The organism is Lentilactobacillus parakefiri, assembly GCF_002157585.1.
Taxonomy (GTDB): Bacteria; Bacillota; Bacilli; order Lactobacillales; family Lactobacillaceae; genus Lentilactobacillus; species Lentilactobacillus parakefiri.
The window spans coordinates 49550-70847 of record NZ_BDGB01000072.1 but is presented as its reverse complement, the minus strand read 5'-3'; the positions used below and the strand labels follow the sequence as shown (position 1 = coordinate 70847).

At 44.0% G+C, this 21298-nt stretch carries 20 protein-coding genes; 18 read left to right on the top strand and 2 right to left on the bottom strand.

The genetic code is table 11. The annotated features are described in order from the left end of the window. Positions 1–13: 13 nt before the first annotated feature. Positions 14–1717 (top strand): DNA repair protein RecN, encoded by a 1704-nt coding sequence (gene recN / locus LPKJCM_RS08080; RefSeq protein WP_057963106.1) that lies wholly within the window; start codon positions 14–16, stop codon positions 1715–1717. A 158-nt stretch (positions 1718–1875) separates the two neighbouring features. Here recN and LPKJCM_RS08075 read toward each other — a convergent pair whose 3' ends face one another. Beyond that, complete coding sequence (locus LPKJCM_RS08075; RefSeq protein ID WP_225364161.1) at positions 1876–2181, bottom strand: hypothetical protein; 306 nt, start codon at positions 2179–2181, stop codon at positions 1876–1878. A 162-nt stretch (positions 2182–2343) separates the two neighbouring features. On the opposite strand from LPKJCM_RS08075, the gene gmk reads away from it, so the two are divergent. From gmk to LPKJCM_RS08020, 11 genes are all read left to right on the top strand, one after another. Next, entirely contained in the window at positions 2344–2958 is a 615-nt protein-coding gene (gmk, locus tag LPKJCM_RS08070) for a guanylate kinase (protein ID WP_057963108.1), read from the top strand. A gap of 1 nt (position 2959) precedes the next feature. Continuing rightward, on the top strand, positions 2960–3172 hold the full coding sequence (gene rpoZ / locus LPKJCM_RS08065) for a DNA-directed RNA polymerase subunit omega (protein WP_057963109.1): 213 nt from the start codon (positions 2960–2962) through the stop codon (positions 3170–3172). Between the two features lie 252 nt (positions 3173–3424). Then, positions 3425–4633 carry a bifunctional phosphopantothenoylcysteine decarboxylase/phosphopantothenate--cysteine ligase CoaBC gene (gene coaBC / locus LPKJCM_RS08060; protein ID WP_057963110.1) on the top strand — a complete coding sequence of 403 codons (1209 nt, stop codon included), beginning with the start codon at positions 3425–3427 and terminating at the stop codon, positions 4631–4633. A gap of 18 nt (positions 4634–4651) precedes the next feature. Continuing rightward, positions 4652–7051: a primosomal protein N' gene (gene priA / locus LPKJCM_RS08055; RefSeq protein WP_057963111.1), complete on the top strand. Its 2400-nt coding sequence runs from the start codon at positions 4652–4654 to the stop codon at positions 7049–7051. A gap of 27 nt (positions 7052–7078) precedes the next feature. Beyond that, positions 7079–8023 carry a methionyl-tRNA formyltransferase gene (gene fmt / locus LPKJCM_RS08050; protein ID WP_057963112.1) on the top strand — a complete coding sequence of 315 codons (945 nt, stop codon included), beginning with the start codon at positions 7079–7081 and terminating at the stop codon, positions 8021–8023. Continuing rightward, entirely contained in the window at positions 8024–9355 is a 1332-nt protein-coding gene (gene rsmB / locus LPKJCM_RS08045; protein ID WP_057963113.1) for a 16S rRNA (cytosine(967)-C(5))-methyltransferase RsmB, read from the top strand. A gap of 14 nt (positions 9356–9369) precedes the next feature. Beyond that, positions 9370–10119 carry a Stp1/IreP family PP2C-type Ser/Thr phosphatase gene (locus LPKJCM_RS08040; protein WP_057963114.1) on the top strand — a complete coding sequence of 250 codons (750 nt, stop codon included), beginning with the start codon at positions 9370–9372 and terminating at the stop codon, positions 10117–10119. Next, positions 10112–12151 (top strand): Stk1 family PASTA domain-containing Ser/Thr kinase, encoded by a 2040-nt coding sequence (gene pknB / locus LPKJCM_RS08035; RefSeq protein ID WP_057963115.1) that lies wholly within the window; start codon positions 10112–10114, stop codon positions 12149–12151. The genes LPKJCM_RS08040 and pknB overlap by 8 nt, the downstream gene beginning before the upstream one ends. A gap of 68 nt (positions 12152–12219) precedes the next feature. Beyond that, positions 12220–13110 carry a ribosome small subunit-dependent GTPase A gene (rsgA, locus tag LPKJCM_RS08030; RefSeq protein ID WP_057963116.1) on the top strand — a complete coding sequence of 297 codons (891 nt, stop codon included), beginning with the start codon at positions 12220–12222 and terminating at the stop codon, positions 13108–13110. An 11-nt stretch (positions 13111–13121) separates the two neighbouring features. Beyond that, positions 13122–13775: a ribulose-phosphate 3-epimerase gene (rpe, locus tag LPKJCM_RS08025; RefSeq protein WP_057963117.1), complete on the top strand. Its 654-nt coding sequence runs from the start codon at positions 13122–13124 to the stop codon at positions 13773–13775. After that, positions 13776–14438, top strand: coding sequence for a thiamine diphosphokinase (locus tag LPKJCM_RS08020; RefSeq protein ID WP_057963118.1), 663 nt, complete (start codon positions 13776–13778; stop codon positions 14436–14438). A gap of 99 nt (positions 14439–14537) precedes the next feature. On the opposite strand, the gene rpmB is transcribed toward LPKJCM_RS08020, so the two are convergent. Next, a complete protein-coding gene (gene rpmB, locus LPKJCM_RS08015) occupies positions 14538–14723 on the bottom strand; it encodes a 50S ribosomal protein L28 (protein ID WP_057963119.1) in 186 nt (61 codons plus the stop codon). A gap of 219 nt (positions 14724–14942) precedes the next feature. Between rpmB and LPKJCM_RS08010 the strand changes: the two genes are divergently transcribed. The 6 genes from LPKJCM_RS08010 to rnc all read left to right on the top strand — a co-directional run bounded on the left by LPKJCM_RS08010 (position 14943) and on the right by rnc (position 21295). Beyond that, positions 14943–15305 carry an Asp23/Gls24 family envelope stress response protein gene (locus LPKJCM_RS08010; RefSeq protein WP_057963120.1) on the top strand — a complete coding sequence of 121 codons (363 nt, stop codon included), beginning with the start codon at positions 14943–14945 and terminating at the stop codon, positions 15303–15305. A gap of 29 nt (positions 15306–15334) precedes the next feature. Further along, positions 15335–17044 carry a DAK2 domain-containing protein gene (locus tag LPKJCM_RS08005; protein ID WP_087069597.1) on the top strand — a complete coding sequence of 570 codons (1710 nt, stop codon included), beginning with the start codon at positions 15335–15337 and terminating at the stop codon, positions 17042–17044. Between the two features lie 70 nt (positions 17045–17114). After that, on the top strand, positions 17115–19145 hold the full coding sequence (recG, locus tag LPKJCM_RS08000) for an ATP-dependent DNA helicase RecG (protein ID WP_057963121.1): 2031 nt from the start codon (positions 17115–17117) through the stop codon (positions 19143–19145). A 13-nt stretch (positions 19146–19158) separates the two neighbouring features. Further along, complete coding sequence (plsX, locus tag LPKJCM_RS07995) at positions 19159–20202, top strand: phosphate acyltransferase PlsX (protein WP_057963122.1); 1044 nt, start codon at positions 19159–19161, stop codon at positions 20200–20202. Positions 20203–20254: 52 nt separating this feature from the next. Next, a complete protein-coding gene (gene acpP, locus LPKJCM_RS07990) occupies positions 20255–20497 on the top strand; it encodes an acyl carrier protein (protein ID WP_013727935.1) in 243 nt (80 codons plus the stop codon). A gap of 87 nt (positions 20498–20584) precedes the next feature. Next, positions 20585–21295: a ribonuclease III gene (rnc, locus tag LPKJCM_RS07985; protein WP_057963123.1), complete on the top strand. Its 711-nt coding sequence runs from the start codon at positions 20585–20587 to the stop codon at positions 21293–21295. The last annotated feature ends 3 nt before the right edge of the window (positions 21296–21298 follow it).

The window sequence follows — 21298 nt, the reverse complement described above, 5'->3', positions numbered from 1 at the left end:
AGAGGTTGAAGACATGTTACTCGAATTATCAATTACCGATTTTGCAATCATTGAACATTTAGATATTGATTTTCAATCAGGGATGACAGTGTTGACAGGTGAAACCGGTGCTGGAAAGTCGATTATTATTGATGCTGTCGGCCTCTTGGTTGGCGGAAGGGGATCCCCTGACCTGATTCGGACTGGTGCTTCTAAGGCCGTCATTCAAGGTAATTTCATCCTTCATGATGATAACCCAACATATAATGTCTTAGATGACCTTGGTATTGATCATAGTGACGGAAATGTGATCATCGAACGGGTTATCTTTGCCAATGGCCGAAATAGCTGTCGCGTAAATGGCATTATGGTTAATATTGCCACTCTCAAACGAATCGGTGAGACGATTGTCGATATTCAAGGTCAAAACGATCATCAGGAGTTGATGCGGCCGGAACGTCACATTCAATTGTTGGATGACTATGCAGAAGATGAATTAACTGACATTTTGCAATCTTATCAAGCTCAATATGACACATTCATCAAGTTGCGGGACTTAAACCAAAAAAAGCATCAAAACGAGAAGCAGTGGGCTCAGCGAGTCGATATGCTAAAATTTCAAATTAAAGAAATTCAAACTGCCGATCTTCACGAAAATGAAGATACCGATTTAGTTGCCGAACGAGACCGGCTAAACAATTTTCAAAAGATTCACGACGCCCTTTTGGCAAGTTATGAAGGAATTAACGGCGATGAGGATGCCAGTGGATCAATTGATTCTATTGGCTCGGCAATGAGTTCTATGCAGGATATCGAAGAGCTGGATCCGGAATACAAACAAATTTCGGATAATTTATCCGGCGCCTTTTTTGCGCTTCAAGACGTCGCCAGCCAGATTTCTGATCAGCTGAGCAATTTAGAATTCGACCAGGACCGACTAGATCAAGTTGAACAGCGACTCAACAGCATCTACCAATTGAAGCACAAGTATGGCGACTCCGTTAGTCAAATTTTGGAATACCTTGCCAAAATCAAGCAAGAACTGGCACAAATGTCTGGAGATGCCGAAGCTAGTGACGATTTGGATAATCAACTAGCGGCTCTCAAATCAGATTTAATTAAACGGGCAACTAAAATTTCAGATGTCCGTCATCGGTGGGCGAAGAAACTGGAAAAGGCCGTTCACCAGCAGTTATCTGACCTTTATATGGATAAAGCGGTCTTTGAGGTCAATATTCAGCAAAATCGTGCCCTAAATCGGCTGGGGGCTGATCGAGTAGAATTTTATATTCAGACCAATCCGGGTGAGAAAATGCTGCCTCTCGTCAAGTCTGCTTCCGGTGGGGAACTATCCCGAATTATGTTGGCTTTAAAGACAATGTTTGCCAAAGCAGCTGGTGTCACATCGATTATCTTTGATGAAGTTGATACCGGCGTTTCTGGGCGGGTTGCTCAAGCCATTGGAAATAAAATTTATACCATTTCGCAAAAATCGCAAGTCTTATGTATTACCCATTTACCGCAAGTTGCTGCGATGAGTGATCATCATGACTTTATTGAAAAAAAGATTGCTAACGATCGGACGACCACGACGATTACGGAACTGACAACTGCGCAAAGCGTTGCTGAAATTTCCAGGATGCTTTCCGGGACAGCCATCACCAAGTTAACCAAAGAGCATGCCAGCGAGTTATTGAAATTGGCCGATGAAGAAAAGCAAAAGATCAAAGATTCCTAAAACAGCGTTGAGGAAATCAGTGCTCAGCTTCAACGGGTCCGGCCAGGAGCTGTTTATCAACCAGCCGGTTAGCTAAATAAGCATCAGAATGGAAAAGGGCTTGGCGCAAAACTAATTGTTTTGCGCCAAGCCCTAAAAGCTAATCTGATATAATAATCTTAGTATTTACGGATTGCTTTAATTTCTGATAGCTTAACAATTCTACTGAAGTGATTATCATCTGAAGTAAGCAGGTAACGATCAGCGGAAATTTTGCTCAAGTAGCCGGACTGTTCGTTATTCTGATCGTTAAATTCAATCGTGATTGGGAAATGGTTTTCTAGTGTTTTCTGAATGAAGTAGTTCAGCTGGAAAGTTGGCATCTGTTTGATTTGGTGAGTGTTTCGGACAATTTCGAAGAAACGATCATAGTTGGTTTTGAACGTTTTGGTAATTTCTGAAAGATACGATTGTTTGTTTTGCATTTTGTTCACCCCGAACATTTGTTTGTAGCTTCATTATACGAACGTTCGTTCTAAAACGCAACCCCAAAATGTAAATTTCTTAATCAGCCTGCTGGTACTTGTCAAATGGTGCAAAAAGGGCGATAATAGCTAGTATTACAAATAATTGAAGGGATTTTTTCGATGGCTAAAAGAGGAATGTTGATTGTTTTATCAGGACCGTCTGGAGTTGGCAAGGGAACGGTGCGCAAAGCGTTGTTCGAGGAGCCGGATGTTGATTTTGAATATTCAACTTCAATGACAACCAGAAAACCGCGCCCTGGTGAGAAGAACGGTGTCGATTATTATTTTGTTTCTAAGGAGCAATTCGAAGAGAACATTCAGAATGGTGAAATGCTCGAATACGCCAAGTATGTTGACAACTACTATGGTACGCCATTAAAATATGTCAATGAGACTTTGGAATCTGGCAAAGATGTTTTCTTGGAAATTGAAGTCAACGGTGCCATGCAGGTTCGTGCCAACGTTCCAGATGCGGTTTTTGTCTTTTTGACGCCGCCAGACTTGATGGAATTAAAACATCGCTTGGTGGGTCGCGGAACTGACAAGATGGATATCATTAACAAGCGCATCAAAAAGGCGGTTGGCGAAATCAGTATGATGCGGAATTATGATTATGCTGTCTTAAACGACCAGGTTCCTCTGGCTGTCGACCGAATCAAGTCAATTATTAGAAGTGAACGATTAAAAGTCGCTCGGGTTATGCCCGATTATGAATCAATGTTAGGAGATAAATAATATGTTACTTTACCCATCTGTTGATAAATTGTTAGATAAAATTGATTCCCGTTATTCATTGATTGCCTTGTCCAGCAAACGGGCGCATGAATTGGATGCCGGTGCAAAACCGTTACTAGACCATTACAAATCACAAAAGTCTGTTGGCAAAGCTTTGGAAGAAGTTGCTGCCGGTGTGTTAAAGATTGACCCTAAAGCAAAAGATTTTGAATAAGATTGATCATTAAGGGACTGTGGCAAAACGACCGTTTTGCTGGCAGTCCCTTTGCATTTACTGTCGAATAGGAGTTTGTGTCCACTTAGTCTGACTTAGCCGAATGACTAAACTTGTCAAGCGGCGTTGTCGTAATTTCCTGATTAGCAAAAGCTTTCCCACCAGATTGCGGTCGATTTTCAAAGCACCGACTGTTTTTATCCGCCTTAGATTTGGTACAATAAAGAATGAAATCTGAAATGGGGTGGAAAGATGTTTCAAAACAAAAATGTTGCCGTATTCGTCACTGGTAGCATTGCCATCTATAAATCTTTATCACTGGTTCGTCTCTTAGTGAAAAATCACAATGATGTTCACGTGGTGATGAGTGAAGCGGCACAGAAATTTGTCACGCCGCTGACGTTTCAAACTGTCAGCAAGAATACCGTCTTAATTGACGATTTTGTCAGCGAAGATCCGACAATCATTCCTCACGTTAAGACCGCTGACGCTGCCGATTTGGCCATTGTCGCCCCAGCCTCCGCTAATACAATTGCAAAAATGGCAAACGGAATTGCCGACAATGTGGTCACTTCAACTTTATTGACCATGACCAAACCGATATTTGTTGTGCCGGCCATGAATACTCATATGTTCACTAATTTTGCCACCCAGGAAAATATCACCAATTTGAAAGGCGTCGGAGTTCAAATCATGGAACCGGCGGAAGGCTTTCTTGCCGAGGGATATTCCGGTAAGGGGCGGATGCCGGAACCAACTGAAATCTTGGCGTGGGTTGATGAAAAATTGCTGCCTCAAAAGGGACGATTAGCCGGCAAAACTGTCGTCGTTACCGCCGGAGGCACCCGAGAGCCACTGGATCCCGTTCGCTATCTAACCAACCATTCATCCGGGAAGATGGGGTTTGCAATTGCCAATGCTTTCAAGCAGGCCGGTGCCAACGTCACTTTAATTGCCGTTAATCCGTTGATTACGCCATCGGTCGGCATCAAGCTGATTCAGGTTGAAACGGCCCTCGAATTGCTTGATGCAGTTCAACAACAGTTTATTCACGCGGATATCTTGGTAATGGCCGCAGCCGTTGCCGACTATCGACCTGCTAAGGTGGCAGATAAAAAAATTAAAAAGACGGCTGATAATCAAACCATGGCGTTAGAACTCGTTAGAAATCCGGATATCTTACAGAAAATTGCGACGATCAAAAAACCGGGCCAACTTGTTATCGGCTTCGCTGCAGAAACTAACGATTTAATCAGCAACGCTACCAAAAAGATTCAAGCCAAAAACTTGGACATGATCGTCGCCAACGATGTTTCTCAAACTGGGATCGGGTTTAACGCCGATAACAATCAAGTGACATTTTTATTTGCTGACGGTAAACAAATCAAAACCGCCGTTGAAAGTAAGCCCAGGATTGCTGATCAGTTAATTGAGATTATTTCAAAACAAATGCAAAAATAAGCGAAAGGAGAATCTGCCTTGCAGGTTGCTCAAGTTATTGTTGACGTTCCAACGCGCCAAACCAACAGTCCGTTCAGCTATTCGATTCCAGACCATTTAGCCAATCAAGTTCAACCGGGCATGCGGGTGCAGGTTCCTTTTGGCAACCGGAAAATTACCGGGTTTGTGGTTGGCGTTTCTAACAGTTCCAGCTTCAATGGAAAATTGAAACCAATTTCTGACCTGATCGATTTATATCCCGTGGTTGATTCTGAACTGCTGAATCTGGCGGAATGGCTGGCCGACCAAACATATTCATTTAAAATCAGCTGTCTGCAAACGATGCTGCCCGGTGGGATGCGGACCAAAAATCAGAAGAAACTGATTGCCAAAAATCAACAGGTTTGTAACCAGTATCCAGAAATTTTTCAAGGCCAACCAGAAGTTGAATATGACCGCCAAAAATTTAATAATCAAGTTTTGGCGGAGATTTTAAAGCTGCAGAAAAGTGGCGATATAAAAGTCGAGTACGACTTGACTCATCATGCTCGGCCAATTATGCGAAAGGCCTATCAGGGCCAATTAAACCAACCTCAGATTAACGACGCCCTCAAGTCGGTTCGTAAAAACGCAGTCGGTCAAATTCAACTCTTACACATGTTAAGAAAGTATCAAAATGACATCCTGCTTGTTTCAAAATGGGCGTCGTTAGGCATCACCAGTGCGACTCTGAAAACTGCCGAAAAGAAGGGCTGGGTGGCTTCGACTCTGAAACGCCACGTCCGCAATCCATTTATGAGAGATGTCGCGCCCAGCCACCCGTTTAAATTACAGCCGGATCAGCAAACTGCCGTTGATTCGATTGAGCAGGCAATCACCCACCAAAAGGATCAGGTCTTTTTACTGGAGGGCGTCACCGGTTCTGGGAAAACCGAGGTTTACCTGCAATCAATTGCCCATGCTCTTGAGTTAGGGCGAACGGCACTAATGCTGGTGCCTGAAATCACTTTAACGCCCCAGATTGTCGGTCGAATTCGCAGCCGGTTTGGAGATCAAGTTGCCATGCTTCATAGCGCCATGTCTGCTGGCGAGCGCTACGACGAGTGGCAGCGGATTAATCAGGGCAAAGCCAAGGTGGTTGTCGGTGTGCGTTCAGCGGTTTTTGCACCGCTTAAAAACGTTGGCTTAATTATTATGGACGAGGAACACGACAGCAGCTACAAACAAGCTGACAACCCCCGTTACCAAACCCGGGATGTGGCAAAATGGCGGGCTGCCTACAACAATTGCCCGGTGGTACTGGGAAGTGCCACACCATCACTTGAATCCCGTGCGCGGGCAATGAAGGGTGTCTACACGCTGTTACGGCTGCCCCATCGGATCAATCAACACGCTTTACCACACGTATCGATTATTGATATGAAGACTGAACTGGCCAAACACCATAGCGCCTTATCAACAAAATTGGCTGATGCCATTCAGGTTCGCTTAGACAAACATGAGCAGGTAATTTTATTACTGAATCGCCGCGGTTATTCTGCGTTCTTGATGTGTCGCGACTGTGGGTATGTGCCTCGATGTCCCAACTGCGATATTTCACTGACGATGCACAAAGATACACACACCCTTAACTGTCACTATTGCGGCCACAAGGAACCGGTGCCAACCGTCTGCCCACAATGCCACAGTAAGCGGATTCGCTTTTATGGGATGGGCAGTGAGCAGCTTGAAGAACAGGTCAAAGATATGTTTCCATTCGCCAGAGTTCTGCGAATGGATGTTGACACCACCCGTAAAAAGGGGTCTCATGAAGCAATTATTGATCAATTTGGCGCTCACAAAGCGGATATCTTACTGGGAACCCAAATGATTGCCAAAGGATTAGACTTTCCCGAAGTCACCTTAGTGGGCGTCTTGAATGCCGATTCCGCACTGCAATTTCCAGACTTTCGGTCAAGTGAACGGACCTTTGAACTGCTCACGCAAGTTTCAGGCCGTTCAGGACGCGCCGACAAGACTGGTGAGGTCATCATCCAAACTTTTAATCCTGATCACTACGCAATTCAATTGGCAAAGACCCAGGATTACGAGAAGTTTTATGCAACCGAAATGCGTGTTCGCCACGATGGCAAATACCCGCCATACTACTATACCGTTAAGCTAACCGGCAATTCTCCCAGTGAGAATCAGACGGCTTCTGAGATGTTTGGCATTATGAACTTTTTGAAAAAGCATTTATCAAAAAAGGCGATTATCTTAGGCCCAACGCCAAAGACAATTACCCGGATCAACAACCATTACTATTACCAAATTATTATTAAGTATCGAAAGGAACCTCAGCTAAAAGCCACTTTAGATAACATTTTAGTCCAGTCACAAAAAAAGCAGCGTCAAGGTCTTCAAATCGCTATCGATAACGAGCCTCTGGACTTTATGTAATTTGAATCACGAAAGGAAACGATCAATTTGACGACAGTTGTCTTCATGGGAACACCGCAGTTTGCGGTGCCGATTTTACAAGGATTACTTGATCAAAAATACGATATTTTATGTGTTGTCACCCAGCCGGATCGACCAGTCGGACGCAAGCACCAGATTTCTCAAAGTCCGGTGAAACAAGCGGCCACTGCCAATCATCTACCGGTCTTTCAGCCTGAAAAACTTAGTGGGAGTCCAGAAATGCAACGGGTGATTGACCTTCATCCAGACTTAATTGTCACGGCTGCCTATGGTCAGTTTTTGCCGACGAAGATGTTAAACGCCGTCAAAATTGCGTCCGTCAATGTTCATGGCTCGCTGCTACCGAAATATCGCGGTGGCGCTCCGGTTCAGTATGCAATTATGAACGGTGATCAACAAACCGGTATCAGCCTCATTTATATGGTTAAAAAAATGGATGCCGGCGATATTTTGGCACAACGAGCGATTCCAATTCATTCAGATGACGATACCGAGACAATGTTTGACAAGCTCAGTATTGTGGGCCGTGACTTGCTGTTGTCGACTTTGCCGAAAGTGATCTCTGGTGATGTTTCACCAGTTCCTCAAGATGAAGACAAAGTCGTCTTTTCACCCAACATTAAACCTGAGGAGGAACAATTGGACTTCGATCAAACTGCATTTATGGTCAACGCTAAAGTTCGTGCGCTTCGCCCGGATCCGGTCGCTTACACGATGATCAACGGTAAGCGAACCAAGATTTGGCGAGCTGCCGTCATTGATCAAACAACCGATTTGACGCCCGGTTCCGTGGTTGAAAAGACCAAGCACCAACTACTATTGTCCGCTGGAGAAGGAACCGTTCTTTCAATTCAGGAACTTCAGCCGGCCGGCAAGCCAAAACAACAAATAACAGATTACTTAAATGGGATTGGTCAGTCACTTAAAGTTGGCCAACAGGTGATTAAATAAATGAAATATACAACAAACAATCCACGTCAACTTGCAGTGATGACGCTAGTTCGCACCAGCAATGGTTCATATTCAAATCTGCAGATTAACGCAGTCATTCAGTCAACTTCGATGGGTCCTGCTGATAAGGGTCTCTTTACCAACATTGTGTATGGGGTGATTCAGCACCGCTTGACACTGGAATATCAGCTCCGACCATTTCTTCGTGAACCAGAAAAAACTGAGACATGGGTCAAAGAGTTACTTTATACTGCCATGTACCAGTTAGAATATTTGGATCGGGTTCCCAAACGGGCGATTTTTGATGAAACTATTAAAATTGCCAAACAAATGGGTCATGACGGAACCCGTCGATTTGTGACCGGCATTTTGCATCAGATGGATCGCCAGGGGATGCCTAACTTAGACGACATTCAGGATGAAAAGACTCGTTTATCGATTGAATATAGCGTGCCAACCTGGTTGGTTGAGATGCTTGAAGTCCAACTCGGCAAACCCAAAACGGCTTCAATCTTGGCATCCCTCAATAAAGCACCCAAGCAGTCGGTTCGCGCTAATTTGAGCAAAATCTCTCAAAGGGATTTATTGGCTGATTTGGCTAAGGCCGGCTTCGACGCCGAACCCAGTCAAGTTGCCAGTGAAGGCATTATCATTAATGATGGTCAAATCATTCACAGTGACTTTTTCACTGATGGTCTCTTGACCATTCAAGATGAAAGTGCCATGCTGCCAGTTGAATCGATGTCAATCGCTCCGGACAATAACGTTTTGGATGCCTGCAGTGCCCCAGGCGGCAAGACGACCCAAATTGCCAGCCGTTTAAAGACTGGTAAAGTCTTTGCGTTGGATATTCATAAAAATAAACTGAAGACCGTTCAGCGAAATGCCACTCGTCTTGGGGTCTACAAGCAGGTTGAAACCTTTGAACTAGATGCCCGCAAGGTTGATACCAAATTTGAGGATCGCTTATTTGATGCTATTTTAGTTGACGCGCCATGCTCCGGACTGGGGCTTCTCAGACGAAAACCAGAAATTCGTTACGACAAAACAGTTGCCGATATCAATCGACTCAGTGAGATCCAGTTGCAGATTTTAAACGCGGTTTCCGCCAAAGTTAAAACTGGTGGTACTATTACATATAGTACCTGCACAATTGTTAAGCAGGAAAATCAAGACGTTATCGCCAAGTTTATTAACGAGAACCCTAATTTTGAAGTTGCTAAGACAAAGACTGCCAAAAATTTGAATTCAGATAGTGAGATGGTTCAAATCTATCCTGATGATTATGATTCAGACGGCTTCTTTGTTTGCTCCCTCATTCGGAAATCATAACGGAGTTGATCAATTTGCAAATTGCCTATCAATCCTCAACTGGAAAAGTTCGTGACAAAAATGAAGATGCCGTCGGTGCGTTTAAAAATCAAACCGGCCTGATTTTGGCCTTAATTACTGATGGAATCGGTGGTAATAATGCCGGTGAAGTTGCCTCTCAAATGGTGGTTACGCACATGGAAGAAGCTTTTGAAGCAACGACAATTTCCAGTCTGGATAAAATTGAAACCTGGTTTAAAACTCAGTTGGCCAAAGAAAACACAGCGATTATCGATGAATCCAACACTGATACTCGACTCCACGGTATGGGAACAACCATCGTAGCAACACTGATTGATGGCAAGCAGAGTCTGATCGCAAATATCGGTGATAGTCGGGGGTATGTTTATTCCAGAGGTGAATTCACTCAGATCACTGAAGATCATTCTTATGTGAACGAATTAGTCAAACACGGCGATATTACCCCAGACCAAGCCAAAACCAATCCATACAAAAATATTATTACCAAGAGTCTGGGCATTAACAGTGACTCGGTGGCTGACTTTAAGCCTTACACTGCACAACCAGGCGATCAAATTCTGCTCTGTACCGATGGATTAACCAACATGGTCGATGATGCGGATATCGAAAAGATTTTGTCTTTAGATGAAGAATTACAGACAAAATGCGACATGCTAATTTCATCAGCAAATCAAAATGGTGGATTGGATAACATCACTGTTTTGATCGCCCAGTACGATTCGGAGGTGACCGCCGATGAATAAGGGTTACGTATTAAACGGGCGCTATGAAATTATCGGTCGCTTGGGCGAAGGCGGCATGGCTGACGTTTACCTGGCCGAAGATCTAATTTTGAAGCGAAAGGTTGCCGTCAAGCTGCTGCGTTTGGACTTTCGTGATAACCCCAAAGCCAAGAAACGCTTTCAGCATGAAGCAATGGCGGCTACTCAGCTAGACAATCCCCATATTGTTGGCATTTATGATGTTGACGAAGTTGAAGGGATGCAGTATCTGGTCATGGAGTTTGTTGACGGTGAAGATTTAAAGAAGTACATCAAAGATAATTTCCCAATTCCCTACGCTGAAGTCGTCAACATTATGGAGCAGATTTGCTCAGCTGTCAGTGAAGCCCACCGCCACAATATTATTCACCGTGATTTAAAACCACAGAACATTCTAGTCGATAAAAACGGCTATATTAAGATTACTGATTTTGGAATTTCACGGGCCGGTACAGAAGATACCATGACGCAGACCCGCTCGATTATTGGCTCAATTCACTATCTGTCTCCTGAGCAAATTAAGGGGCAGATGGCAACCACGCGGTCGGATATCTATTCATTAGGGATTATTCTCTACGAAATTTTAACCGGTAAAGTACCCTTTAATGGTGATACAGCCGTTTCAATTGCGATTAAGCACTCGCAGACACCAATGCCTTCGGTTAGGGACTTTGATCCCCGCATCCCACAGGCAATGGAAAATGTTGTGCTGAAAGCCACTGCCAAGGATCCGGATGATCGCTATCAGACCGTCAATGAGATGGCAGCGGACTTGAACACTTCTTTGGACAAGTCGCGGGCCAACGAACCGAAATTTACGGTTCAGCCGCCTCAAAATTCGGTTGACGAAGCAACTCGGGTTATGCCGTTTTCGCCATTAGCTGATACGACCGCCTCAGCAGCTGCCAATCCGGCTAAGCGTGAGGAAAAGGCAACTCAGCCGACAAATAACAAGCAGCCAGCGAAGAAAAAGCGTCGACGTCGATGGTGGCTTATCGGGGGGATTGTTGGTGTTCTGCTAATAATCATGGCATTGAACATGATTGTTTCCGCTAACGGTAAAACGACGGTTCCAATTGTCTCTGGGACACTGGAAACTGAAGCCGAAGCCAAGATTAAGGATGCCGACCTCGTTGTCGGTGATATCAAATACCAGAGTAGTGACAAAATCGATCGCCACCGAGTGATCAGCTCCAGTCCAAAAGAATCTTCCAAGGTTAAAAAGGGGACTAAGGTCAGCTTGGTGGTGAGTTCCGGGCCTCGTCTGGTTCGGGTCGGCAACTATGTCGGTCAGGAATATGACGTTGTCAAACAGAAGCTGGAAGACGAAGGCTTTACCGTTCATAAACGCAACGCACCTTCAAGTTCATTTGGCTCTGGCAGGATCCTGCAGCAGGATTTTGAATCTGGTAAACGTTTCAATCCGGCAACGAAGACACTGACTTTTGTTGTATCGACCGGGGTCAAACGAATTACCCTCAAAGATTTAACCGGAATGACCAAGGCCCAGGTTGTCTCATATTCAAATAAGGTAGAAATTAATCCTACTTTTGATTACGTTTATTCAGACGACCAACCAAAGGGGCGGGTGGTTCGCCAATCACCGAATGCGAATGAATCGATCCAACAGGGTGGCAATGTTGCCGTTTGGATTTCCCGTGGTCCTAAGAAGGACAGTTCGGATGAGCTGAAGAGCTTTAACGTTAAAATTACCATTCCGTATCTGGACAACAATTCTGCAGCGTCATCTGACTCGACGTTGAATGAAAGTGGGATCTCCAGTGATGATGCATCGACTGAGAGTACCTCTGGCTCAAATGAAAACGTGGTGTTGATTTATTTGAAGGATCATGATCACAGCTTGTCGACAGTTTACAAACAAATGGTGATTACCAAAGACACGCAAGTGACCTTGCCATTTAAACTGTCAGGCAGTGAAGTTGGCCAATACAAAGTGGTCCGTGATGGCCGAACGATCATGCGTGATAATAATGTCACCTATAATTCACATTAATAATTACTGCAAAACAAAGTCACTTCTCTTATAATATAAGGGAAGTGACTTTTTATCGAGGTGATCAATTGAAACAGGGAAAGATTTTTCAGTCTTTGAGTGGCTTTTATGATGTCCACTCAGAAGGCAAAGTTTATCGAACACGTGCCAGGGGGAATTTTCGAAAACGTCAAATTACACCGTTGGTGGGTGATGACGTTGAGTTCCAAGTGGAAGATGGCGACAAGGGATACATATTAAAGATGCTACCACGAAAGAATTCATTGGTGCGGCCGCCGATTGCCAATATTGACCAGGCAATTGTGGCAACGGCAACGACTCAGCCCGCCTTTTCCAGCAATTTACTGGACCGCCAGTTGATTGCACTGGAAATTGCCAACATTAAGCCGATTATTTATTTCACTAAAACGGATTTATTGTCTGAAGAACAGCGTCACTATTTTAAAGATTTGGCTGCTGCATACACCAAGATTCCTTACGACGTCATTCTGCCGGACGCCGCCTTTGATCAAAATTCATTGAACCATTTACGGCAATTGTTTTCAGGAAAAGAAAATGTGATAATGGGACAGACGGGTGCCGGTAAATCGACACTTCTCAATCACTTGGCACCGGATCTACAGCTCGCAACCGGTGAGATTTCGGCCGCATTGAATCGTGGTAAACATACCACCCGCAAAGTGGCTTTACTGCGGGTAAACGACGGTTATATTGCGGATACGCCAGGATTTTCGTCCTACGATACCCTAGAGATTGATTACCGGCAATTGGCCAATTACTTCCCTGAATTCAAACGGGCATCTGTTAAGTGCCGTTTTCGGGGCTGTGTTCACGTCAATGAACCGGACTGCGAAGTGAAAAAAGAAGTGGCGAGTGGTGAAATCATGCAGAGCAGGTATGAAAATTACCTGCAACTGTACACCGACATCAAAAACCGGAAACCAAATTATAAAAAGTGAGGAAGTTCGTTATGATTAAAGTTGCACCTTCAATTTTGAGCGCAGATTATGTTAATTTACAAAAAGATATTGAAAAAGTCGACCAGGGTGGGGCAGAAGTGCTTCACATCGACATCATGGACGGCCAATTTGTGCCTGCTTTGTCTTATGGGCCGGGTTGGGTGAAAGCGATTCGACCAATTACCAAAATGGTTTTAGACGTCCACATGATGGTTGAACAACCGGAACGGTTTATCGACCAATTTGCCGATGCCGGTGCCGACATTATTGGGGTCCACGTGGAATCAACTCCCCATATTCACCGTGCTTTGCAAATGATCAAGAATAAGGGTGTCAAGGCCGAAGTTGTCATCAATCCCGGCACGCCTGTGTCAGCTATAAAACCCGTGCTGTACATGGTTGACCAAGTGCTCGTGATGACCGTTAACCCTGGTTTTGGCGGCCAGAAGTTCTTGCCTGAGACGGTTAAGAAGATTGCCGAACTCAATGAGTTGAAAAAAACTGAAGGCTTGAACTTTGACATCGAAATTGACGGTGGCGTCAATGATCACACCGTTGTTGGGGCTTACCAAGCCGGGGCAACGGTTGCGGTTGCCGGTTCATACGTTTTTGACGCCGATGATCCAGTTAGCCGAATCAAAGCAATAAAGGATGCGACCAAATAAATGAAGATCTTAAATCTATTGGTTGGCGGCCCCATTGACCTCTGGCCTGACGAGCTAAAAAATGGACAGATTAAAGGCGATTGGATCGGCATCGATAGAGGCAATCTCCATTTGATCGAGCGGGGAATCGACCCACTCGTTGCGATTGGCGATTTTGATTCTTTGAAGCCTGCCGAACTTCAGTTGGTTCGCAACCACATTAAAGATATCCGCCAATCGATTCCTGAAAAAGACGATACTGATACTCAATTGGGGCTGAAGGTCGCCTTGCAGGAACACCATGCTGATCGACTTGATATTTATGGTGCGACAGGTGGCCGGCTGGATCATTTTCTGGCTAACCTGTGGATGGTCCTGGGACCGCGTTTCAAGCCATATGCACCAAAAATTCGAATGATTGACAAGCAAAACACGATCACCTTCTTTTTGCCAGGGACTTATCAAATTGAAAAAGAGTCTGATAAAAAGTACTTAGCCTTCGTTGCCTTGACGCCGATGGATCACTTGACATTATTTGACGAAAAGTATCAGTTAGATGACTATCAAGTGAAACACCCAATGTCTTTGGCCAGCAATGAATTTGTTGGGAATACTGCTAAATTCAAGTTTGGCAGTGGGGTGATGTGTGTGATTCAAAGTAAAGATATTAATCGATATAATTAAAAAATAGGGGCAACGTTCAGCAACCGTTTTCGGTTTACTAAGCGTTGCCCCTATTTGAGGGTAATAAAAAAGACCGATTAACATCGATCCAAGTTATTGTTATACGCGGGTAACTTTACCTGATTTAAGGGTTCGGGCAGAAATCCAAACCTTCTTAGGCTTGCCATCAACAAGAATCCGAACTTTTTGCAAATTTGGCTTCCAGGTACGACGGCTTGAGTTTAAAGCGTGTGAACGTTTGTTACCAAAGTGGGTACGCTTACCATTAATAAAATCCTTTGCCATGGGTAACAAATCTCCCTTCTCTTTGATTTTAGTGTTAAAGTCTGTTTCATTACACTAGAATAATTTATCATAGATACATTGATATTGCAATACTTTTCTTTCAAGTAATTATACTTGACAGTCCTCTGATCGCCGTCAAGATTACTTTGGTTTTTAGCGTTATTGTGGTAATATTAACTATCGTTAAAGGTTAATAGAAAATTAAGGAGGCTGCTGCACATGGCCGTCAAAATCAAAACCAGATTCGGAACAGTTGACATCGACAACAATGTTATTGCAAACGTTGTTGGGGGCGCCGCTACCGATAATTACGGTGTCGTGGGTATGGCAAGTCGCAATCAGCTTAGAGACAATGTCAACACGATTTTAAACCGCGAGAACTATTTCAAGGGTGTTGTGGTTAAACAACACGACAATGAAATCGAAGTGAATGTTTATATTATCGTTGCTTATGGCAACAAGATTTCGGAAGTTTCTAAAAACGTTCAAGCAAAGGTTAAATATAACCTGCAAAGTATGCTTGGGGTATCTGCAAATTCGGTCAATGTCATCATTCAAGGCGTTCAGATAATGAATGACTGATTATGCAAGTGACCAAGGAGGACAAGTTGTTGAAAGTTACAGAAATTACCAACACCGAATTTACGGCAATGGTTCAAGCAGCCGCAACTAAATTAAATAAAAATTCTGATTTTATCAATTCACTGAACGTATTTCCAGTTCCAGATGGCGACACGGGGACCAACATGAGCCTGTCAATGGCTTCTGGGTACAAATACGTCAACAAAGACGTCAAGACAAACGTTGGCGACTTAACCGCTGCTTTGGCTAAGGGACTCTTAATGGGTGCCCGAGGCAACTCAGGGGTTATTTTATCGCAGATTTTCCGCGGCTTTTCCAAATCAACTGAAGGAAAGCAAACCCTGAGTGCGCAAGATATTTCTGATGCTTTTATTGCTGGAACGGAGATTGCCTACAAGTCCGTCATGAAGCCAACTGAAGGAACCATTTTGACGGTTGTTCGAATGGCCGCAACTGCCGGTAAGAAGGCCGCTTCCACAACCAATGATGTGGTAGCCGTGATGGATGCGATTTATCAAGCTTCTCAGTCGGCATTGGAGAAAACGCCGGATTTGCTGCCGGTTCTTAAACAGGTCGGCGTTGTCGATTCTGGTGGTCAAGGATTGGTATTTGTATTGGAGGCCTTCGATGATGTTTTGAATGGTCGAAACGAAGCGGAGTCTGGCGAATATCAGCCGAATGATGCTGAAATGAATCAGATGATTAAAGTCGCCGATCAAAGCGTTCAGAGCAAACTAAATCCAGAAGACATCGTGTACGGTTACTGTACGCAAATTATGGTTCGAATCGGCAAGGGTCGAGAGGTTGATCATAAATTTGACTACCAGACTTTTTATGATTACCTGGCCAAACTTGGTGATTCGCTGTTAGTGATCAATGATGATGACATTGTTAAGGTCCACGTCCACACTGAACATCCCGGCAAGGTCCTCGCCTGGGGTCAGGAATTTGGGGATTTGGCAACCGTCAAAGTTGATAACATGCGGCTCCAACAAGAAACCATCATTGAAGAAGATGAGGACAGCCACGAAGACGCCTCACCAATTCAAAGAGCCGAAAGTATCAGCACCCAGCAACCAACTTCAGACACGGCCATTATTTCGGTCTCTTCGGGTAAAGGGTTGAACCAACTATTCGAAAGTTTAGGCGCTAACTATATTGTCAGCGGCGGTCAAACAATGAACCCAAGTACCGAAGACATTGTTAACGCGATTCAGAATACCAAAGCGAAGCAAGCGATCGTCCTGCCAAACAATAAAAATATCTTCCTGGCTGCTGAGCAAGCTGCCAAGGTGGTGGATATTCCGACAGTGATTGTTCATTCAAAGACCATTTCACAGGGCATTACTGCCATGCTTGGGTTTAATCCTGAAAATTCACTGGAAGATAATCAAAAGGCAATGGAAGATAATTTGCCAACGGTTAAGTCTGGCCAAGTCACCACCGCTATTCGAGATACCAAAATTGATGATTTGGATATCAAAAAAGATCAGTTCATGGGCATCGTCGATGGTGACATTGCCACGGCTGGCGATGATCTGATCGACACTGCTATTCAGATGGTCAAAAAGATGCTCGATGATGATAGTGAAGCGATCACAATTATTTACGGCGAAGGTGCCGACCAGAAGGCCGCTGAAAAGGTCCAGGCCGGTATTTTGGAGCTGGATGACGAACTGGAAGTTGAAATTCATGAAGGGGACCAGCCAGTTTACCCATTCTTAATTTCGGTCGAATAAACAAATTCGTAAAAGTTTGGTCAAAACTGGCCAAGCTTTTATTTATATCACAGTTAAAGGAGGGGTCAGGTTGGCCAGTTTAAGCGATTCGGTTGGGGTTCTTAAAGGAGTCGGCGAAAAGCGGCTTATCGCGCTCAATAAGCTTGGAATCAATACCATTAATGACTTACTGACTTACTATCCCCGCCGATATGATGATTTATCACTAAAAGATTTAAGGACCGCGGTTGATGGCCAAAAAGTCACTGTCAAAGGTACGGTGATTAGTGAACCAACCGTTCGTTTTTTTGGTCGCCGTAAAAGTCGTCTCGGGTTTCATCTCAAGATTAATGATGAGATCGTCAACGTTACTTTTTTTAATCAACCTTGGTTGAAAAAACAGCTCGAGCTGGAAGCCCAAGTGATTATTTTTGGCACCTTCGATCGCAGTCGCAACCAGATTCAGGGGATGAAAATCTTAAACGGCGAAAAAAGCGACACTTACGATTCCATTTATCCGAGCAATAAAGAAGTCAAACAAAATACCATTAAGCAATTGATTAGACTTGGGTTTGATGAATACCAAAATCAGCTGGTGGATGTCATTCCCGAGCCAATTCGCACTAAGTATCGATTGGAGTCCTTTCACGATACCATTCAAAATATTCACTTTCCAACCTCACCCCTAGCAGCCCAAAAAGCCTTTCGGACGGCTAAGTTCATGGAGTTTTTCTTATTTGCGATGAAAATCCAGATTTTAAAACAGCGCCATCGAAAGCCGGATCCAGCAGCCAAAGTTGCCTATGATGCCGAGCTGGTTAAACAGTTTACAGGTCAATTAAAATTCAAACTAACCAATTCCCAAAATAAGGTTGTCAATGAAATTTTGACTGACCTGAAAGAACCACTTGAAATGAATCGATTGCTTCAAGGCGATGTTGGCAGTGGTAAGACGGTTGTTGCCGCAATCGCCATTTTAGCGGCAATCAGTGCTGGCAAGCAGGCCGCCATTATGGCACCAACTGAAATTTTAGCCGAACAGCATGCTAACACGTTTGCCAAGCTATTCGAAAAATTCGATGTGAATATCGCCTTATTGACCGGGGCAACGACAGGGCTGGCCCGTAAGGCCATGCTGCCGCGAATTGCCGATGGTGAAGTGAACCTGATTGTCGGCACTCACGCCTTATTCCAGGATCAAGTCGATTATCACGATCTTGGCTTGGCAGTGATTGACGAACAGCATCGATTCGGTGTCAACCAGCGACAAGCTCTGCGGTTGAAGGGAAACAGTACCAACATGCTGGCGATGACCGCCACGCCAATTCCGCGAACGTTGGCAATCACTATGTATGGCGATATGGATGTCTCCGTGATCGATGAACTACCAAAGGGCAGAAAGCCGATTAAGACGACTTGGATTACGTCAGCGAAAACCGACAGTGCGATTCGGTTTGTCAAAAAGCAGCTCGATTTCGGCAATCAAGTCTATGTCGTCACGCCGCTGATTGAAGAATCCGAAGCTGTTGACATGAAGAATGCGATGGCAATATTTGACCGTTTCAAAGCGATTTTTGAACCGCAATATTCAGTTGGTCTCTTACATGGCCGAATGTCTGATGAAGAAAAGGATACTGCCATGGCCGACTTTAAAAGTAACCAATTTCAAGTTCTCGTGGCGACAACCGTGATCGAGGTTGGTGTGGACGTCACCAATGCTAATACGATGCTGATATTTGATGCCGACCACTTTGGCTTGGCACAGCTTCACCAGCTTCGCGGCAGGGTTGGCCGTGGCGACACACAGTCCTACTGTATTTTAATTGCCGATCCTAAAAATGAGCTTGGCAAAAAAAGAATGACCGCGATTGCCAGCAGTACCGACGGCTTTTTCCTGTCCCAAAAGGATTTGGAATTACGCGGTCAAGGTGACATCACTGGCAGTAAGCAATCCGGGATGCCAGATTTTAAAGTAGCTGATCCGGTTGGCGACTTGAACATTTTACAAGTTGCCAATCAGGAGGCCCAAACTTTGACGATTCACCAAGACTGGCAGAAAAAGCCAGAAAATGTACAATTATCACAGTATTTAAAATATAATGAAACCATTACGACTGATTAAAGAGGAGTTAAATATGAAAATTGCAGTGGACGCCATGGGTGGCGATTACGCCCCAAAAGAAGTTGTTGAAGGTATTGAATTGGCACGGGATGCTTATTCCGATGTTGACTTTCAACTATTTGGTCAAACCGACCAAATCAATAAATATCTCAAAAATGACGATCGGATCCAGATTGTCCAAGCTGATGAAGTCATCGAAATGGGCGACGAACCAGTCAAGGCGGTTCGGACTAAGAAACAATCCAGTATCGTTTTGGCGGCAACTGCCGTCAAAGAAGGCCGTGCCGACGCATTCTTCTCTGCAGGAAATACGGGGGCCATTTTAGCTGCCGGTTTATTTATCGTCGGCAGAATCAAAGGCATTGATCGTCCTGGGTTGACCACCACGCTGCCGGTCATCGGCGTCAAGAATCAAGATAAGTTTGTGATGATTGACGTTGGTGCAAATGCTGACACGAAGGTATTAAATATTTATCAGTATGCCTTGATGGGAAAGTACTATGCTCAAAACGTTAACCAAGTTAAAAATCCACGGATTAGCCTGTTGAACAATGGTACCGAAGCGGATAAGGGCGATATGAATCACCGTAAAGTCCATGACCTGCTGGCAGCTGATAAGGACATCAATTTTGTCGGGAACGTTGAATCTCGTGAATTGCTTAACGGTGCAGCGGATGTGGTTGTGACTGACGGGTTTACCGGAAACGCTGTGTTAAAGAGTATTGAGGGAACCGCTTTATCGATGCTTGACCTCATCAAGACAACCATCATGGACAGTGGCACCAAAGCGAAGTTTGGGGCTTTGATGTTAAAAGACGCTTTCCACAAAGTCGGCGGTTCAATGGATTATTCACAATACGGTGGCGCCGTTTTACTGGGTGTGAAGGCACCGGTTGTCAAAACGCACGGCAGCAGTAAGGCTAACACCGTCAAGAACACGATTGGTCAAATTCGACAGATCATTTCTTCTAATATGATTCCTGATTTGAATCAATACGTCACTGATCACACTGATGAGCTGCAGCAAATAAAAGATAGTATCAAAAGCAGTAAATAGTTGATATAATAATCATTAGCAAATTAATTTTATGAAATAGGTGTTTATCAAAATGGACAAAGATGAAGTGTTTAACAAAATTGCCGATTTAGTGGCTGACCAATTTGATGTCGACCGAAGTAAAATTACCGGTGACTTGAATTTTAAAAACGATCTTGATGCTGATTCAATTGATTTCGTTGAATTTGTGTTGGATATGGAAGATACTTTTAATGCGGAAATTTCCGATGAGGATGCTGAGAAGCTGAATACCATTAATGAGGCTGTTGATTTTGTCATGGCTCATCAAAAATAATAAAAGTGATCGTAAATTGAAATTATTTCAAGTTTGATATAATTTCAATTTTTTACTGTTATCTGGATTTTATTTGGAGGTAAAAGATTGATAAAGGGTTTAAATGAGATGCTAAAACAGGATTTTGGCATTCATATTGATGATCAGGATTTATTGGATGAAGCGTTCACACAAGCGTCTTACGTCAATGAACATCGCGGTGAAGGTTTGAAATTCTATGAACGCTTGGAGTTTTTGGGCGACGCAGTTTTACAGCTGATCGTTTCTGACTACATTTTCAAACGTTATCCAAAGATGCCTCAAGGACGGCTTACACGGCTTCGAGCAGCGATGGTAAATGAGCAAAGTTTCAGCACCTTTGCCAGAGAATGTCATTTTAATCAGTATATTCGTTTGGGTAAGGGCGAAGAAAAGGCCGGTGCTCGTGATCGGGACTCCCTTTTATGTGATATTTTTGAATCATTTGTCGGCTGTCTATATTTGGACCAAGGGCAGGCCGAGGTCACACGCTTCGTGACTAAAGTTATTTTCCCAAAGCTTGATGAGGGGATGTTTGCTGAATTCTTCGATCATAAGACTGAGCTGCAGGAACTCGCACAAGCTGATGGGCCGGTTGCCATTGATTATGAATTAGTGGATGAGTACGGTCCGGATAACGATCGTTCTTTTAAAGTCAACGTTTCAATTGATAGCAAACTTTATGGCGTAGGTATTGGTCATTCAAAGAAAGCTGCGGAGCAAAAAGCCGCCCAACAAGCGCTTGAGCAGTTTGACACTGAGGGCGATAATCTAGTTTAGACT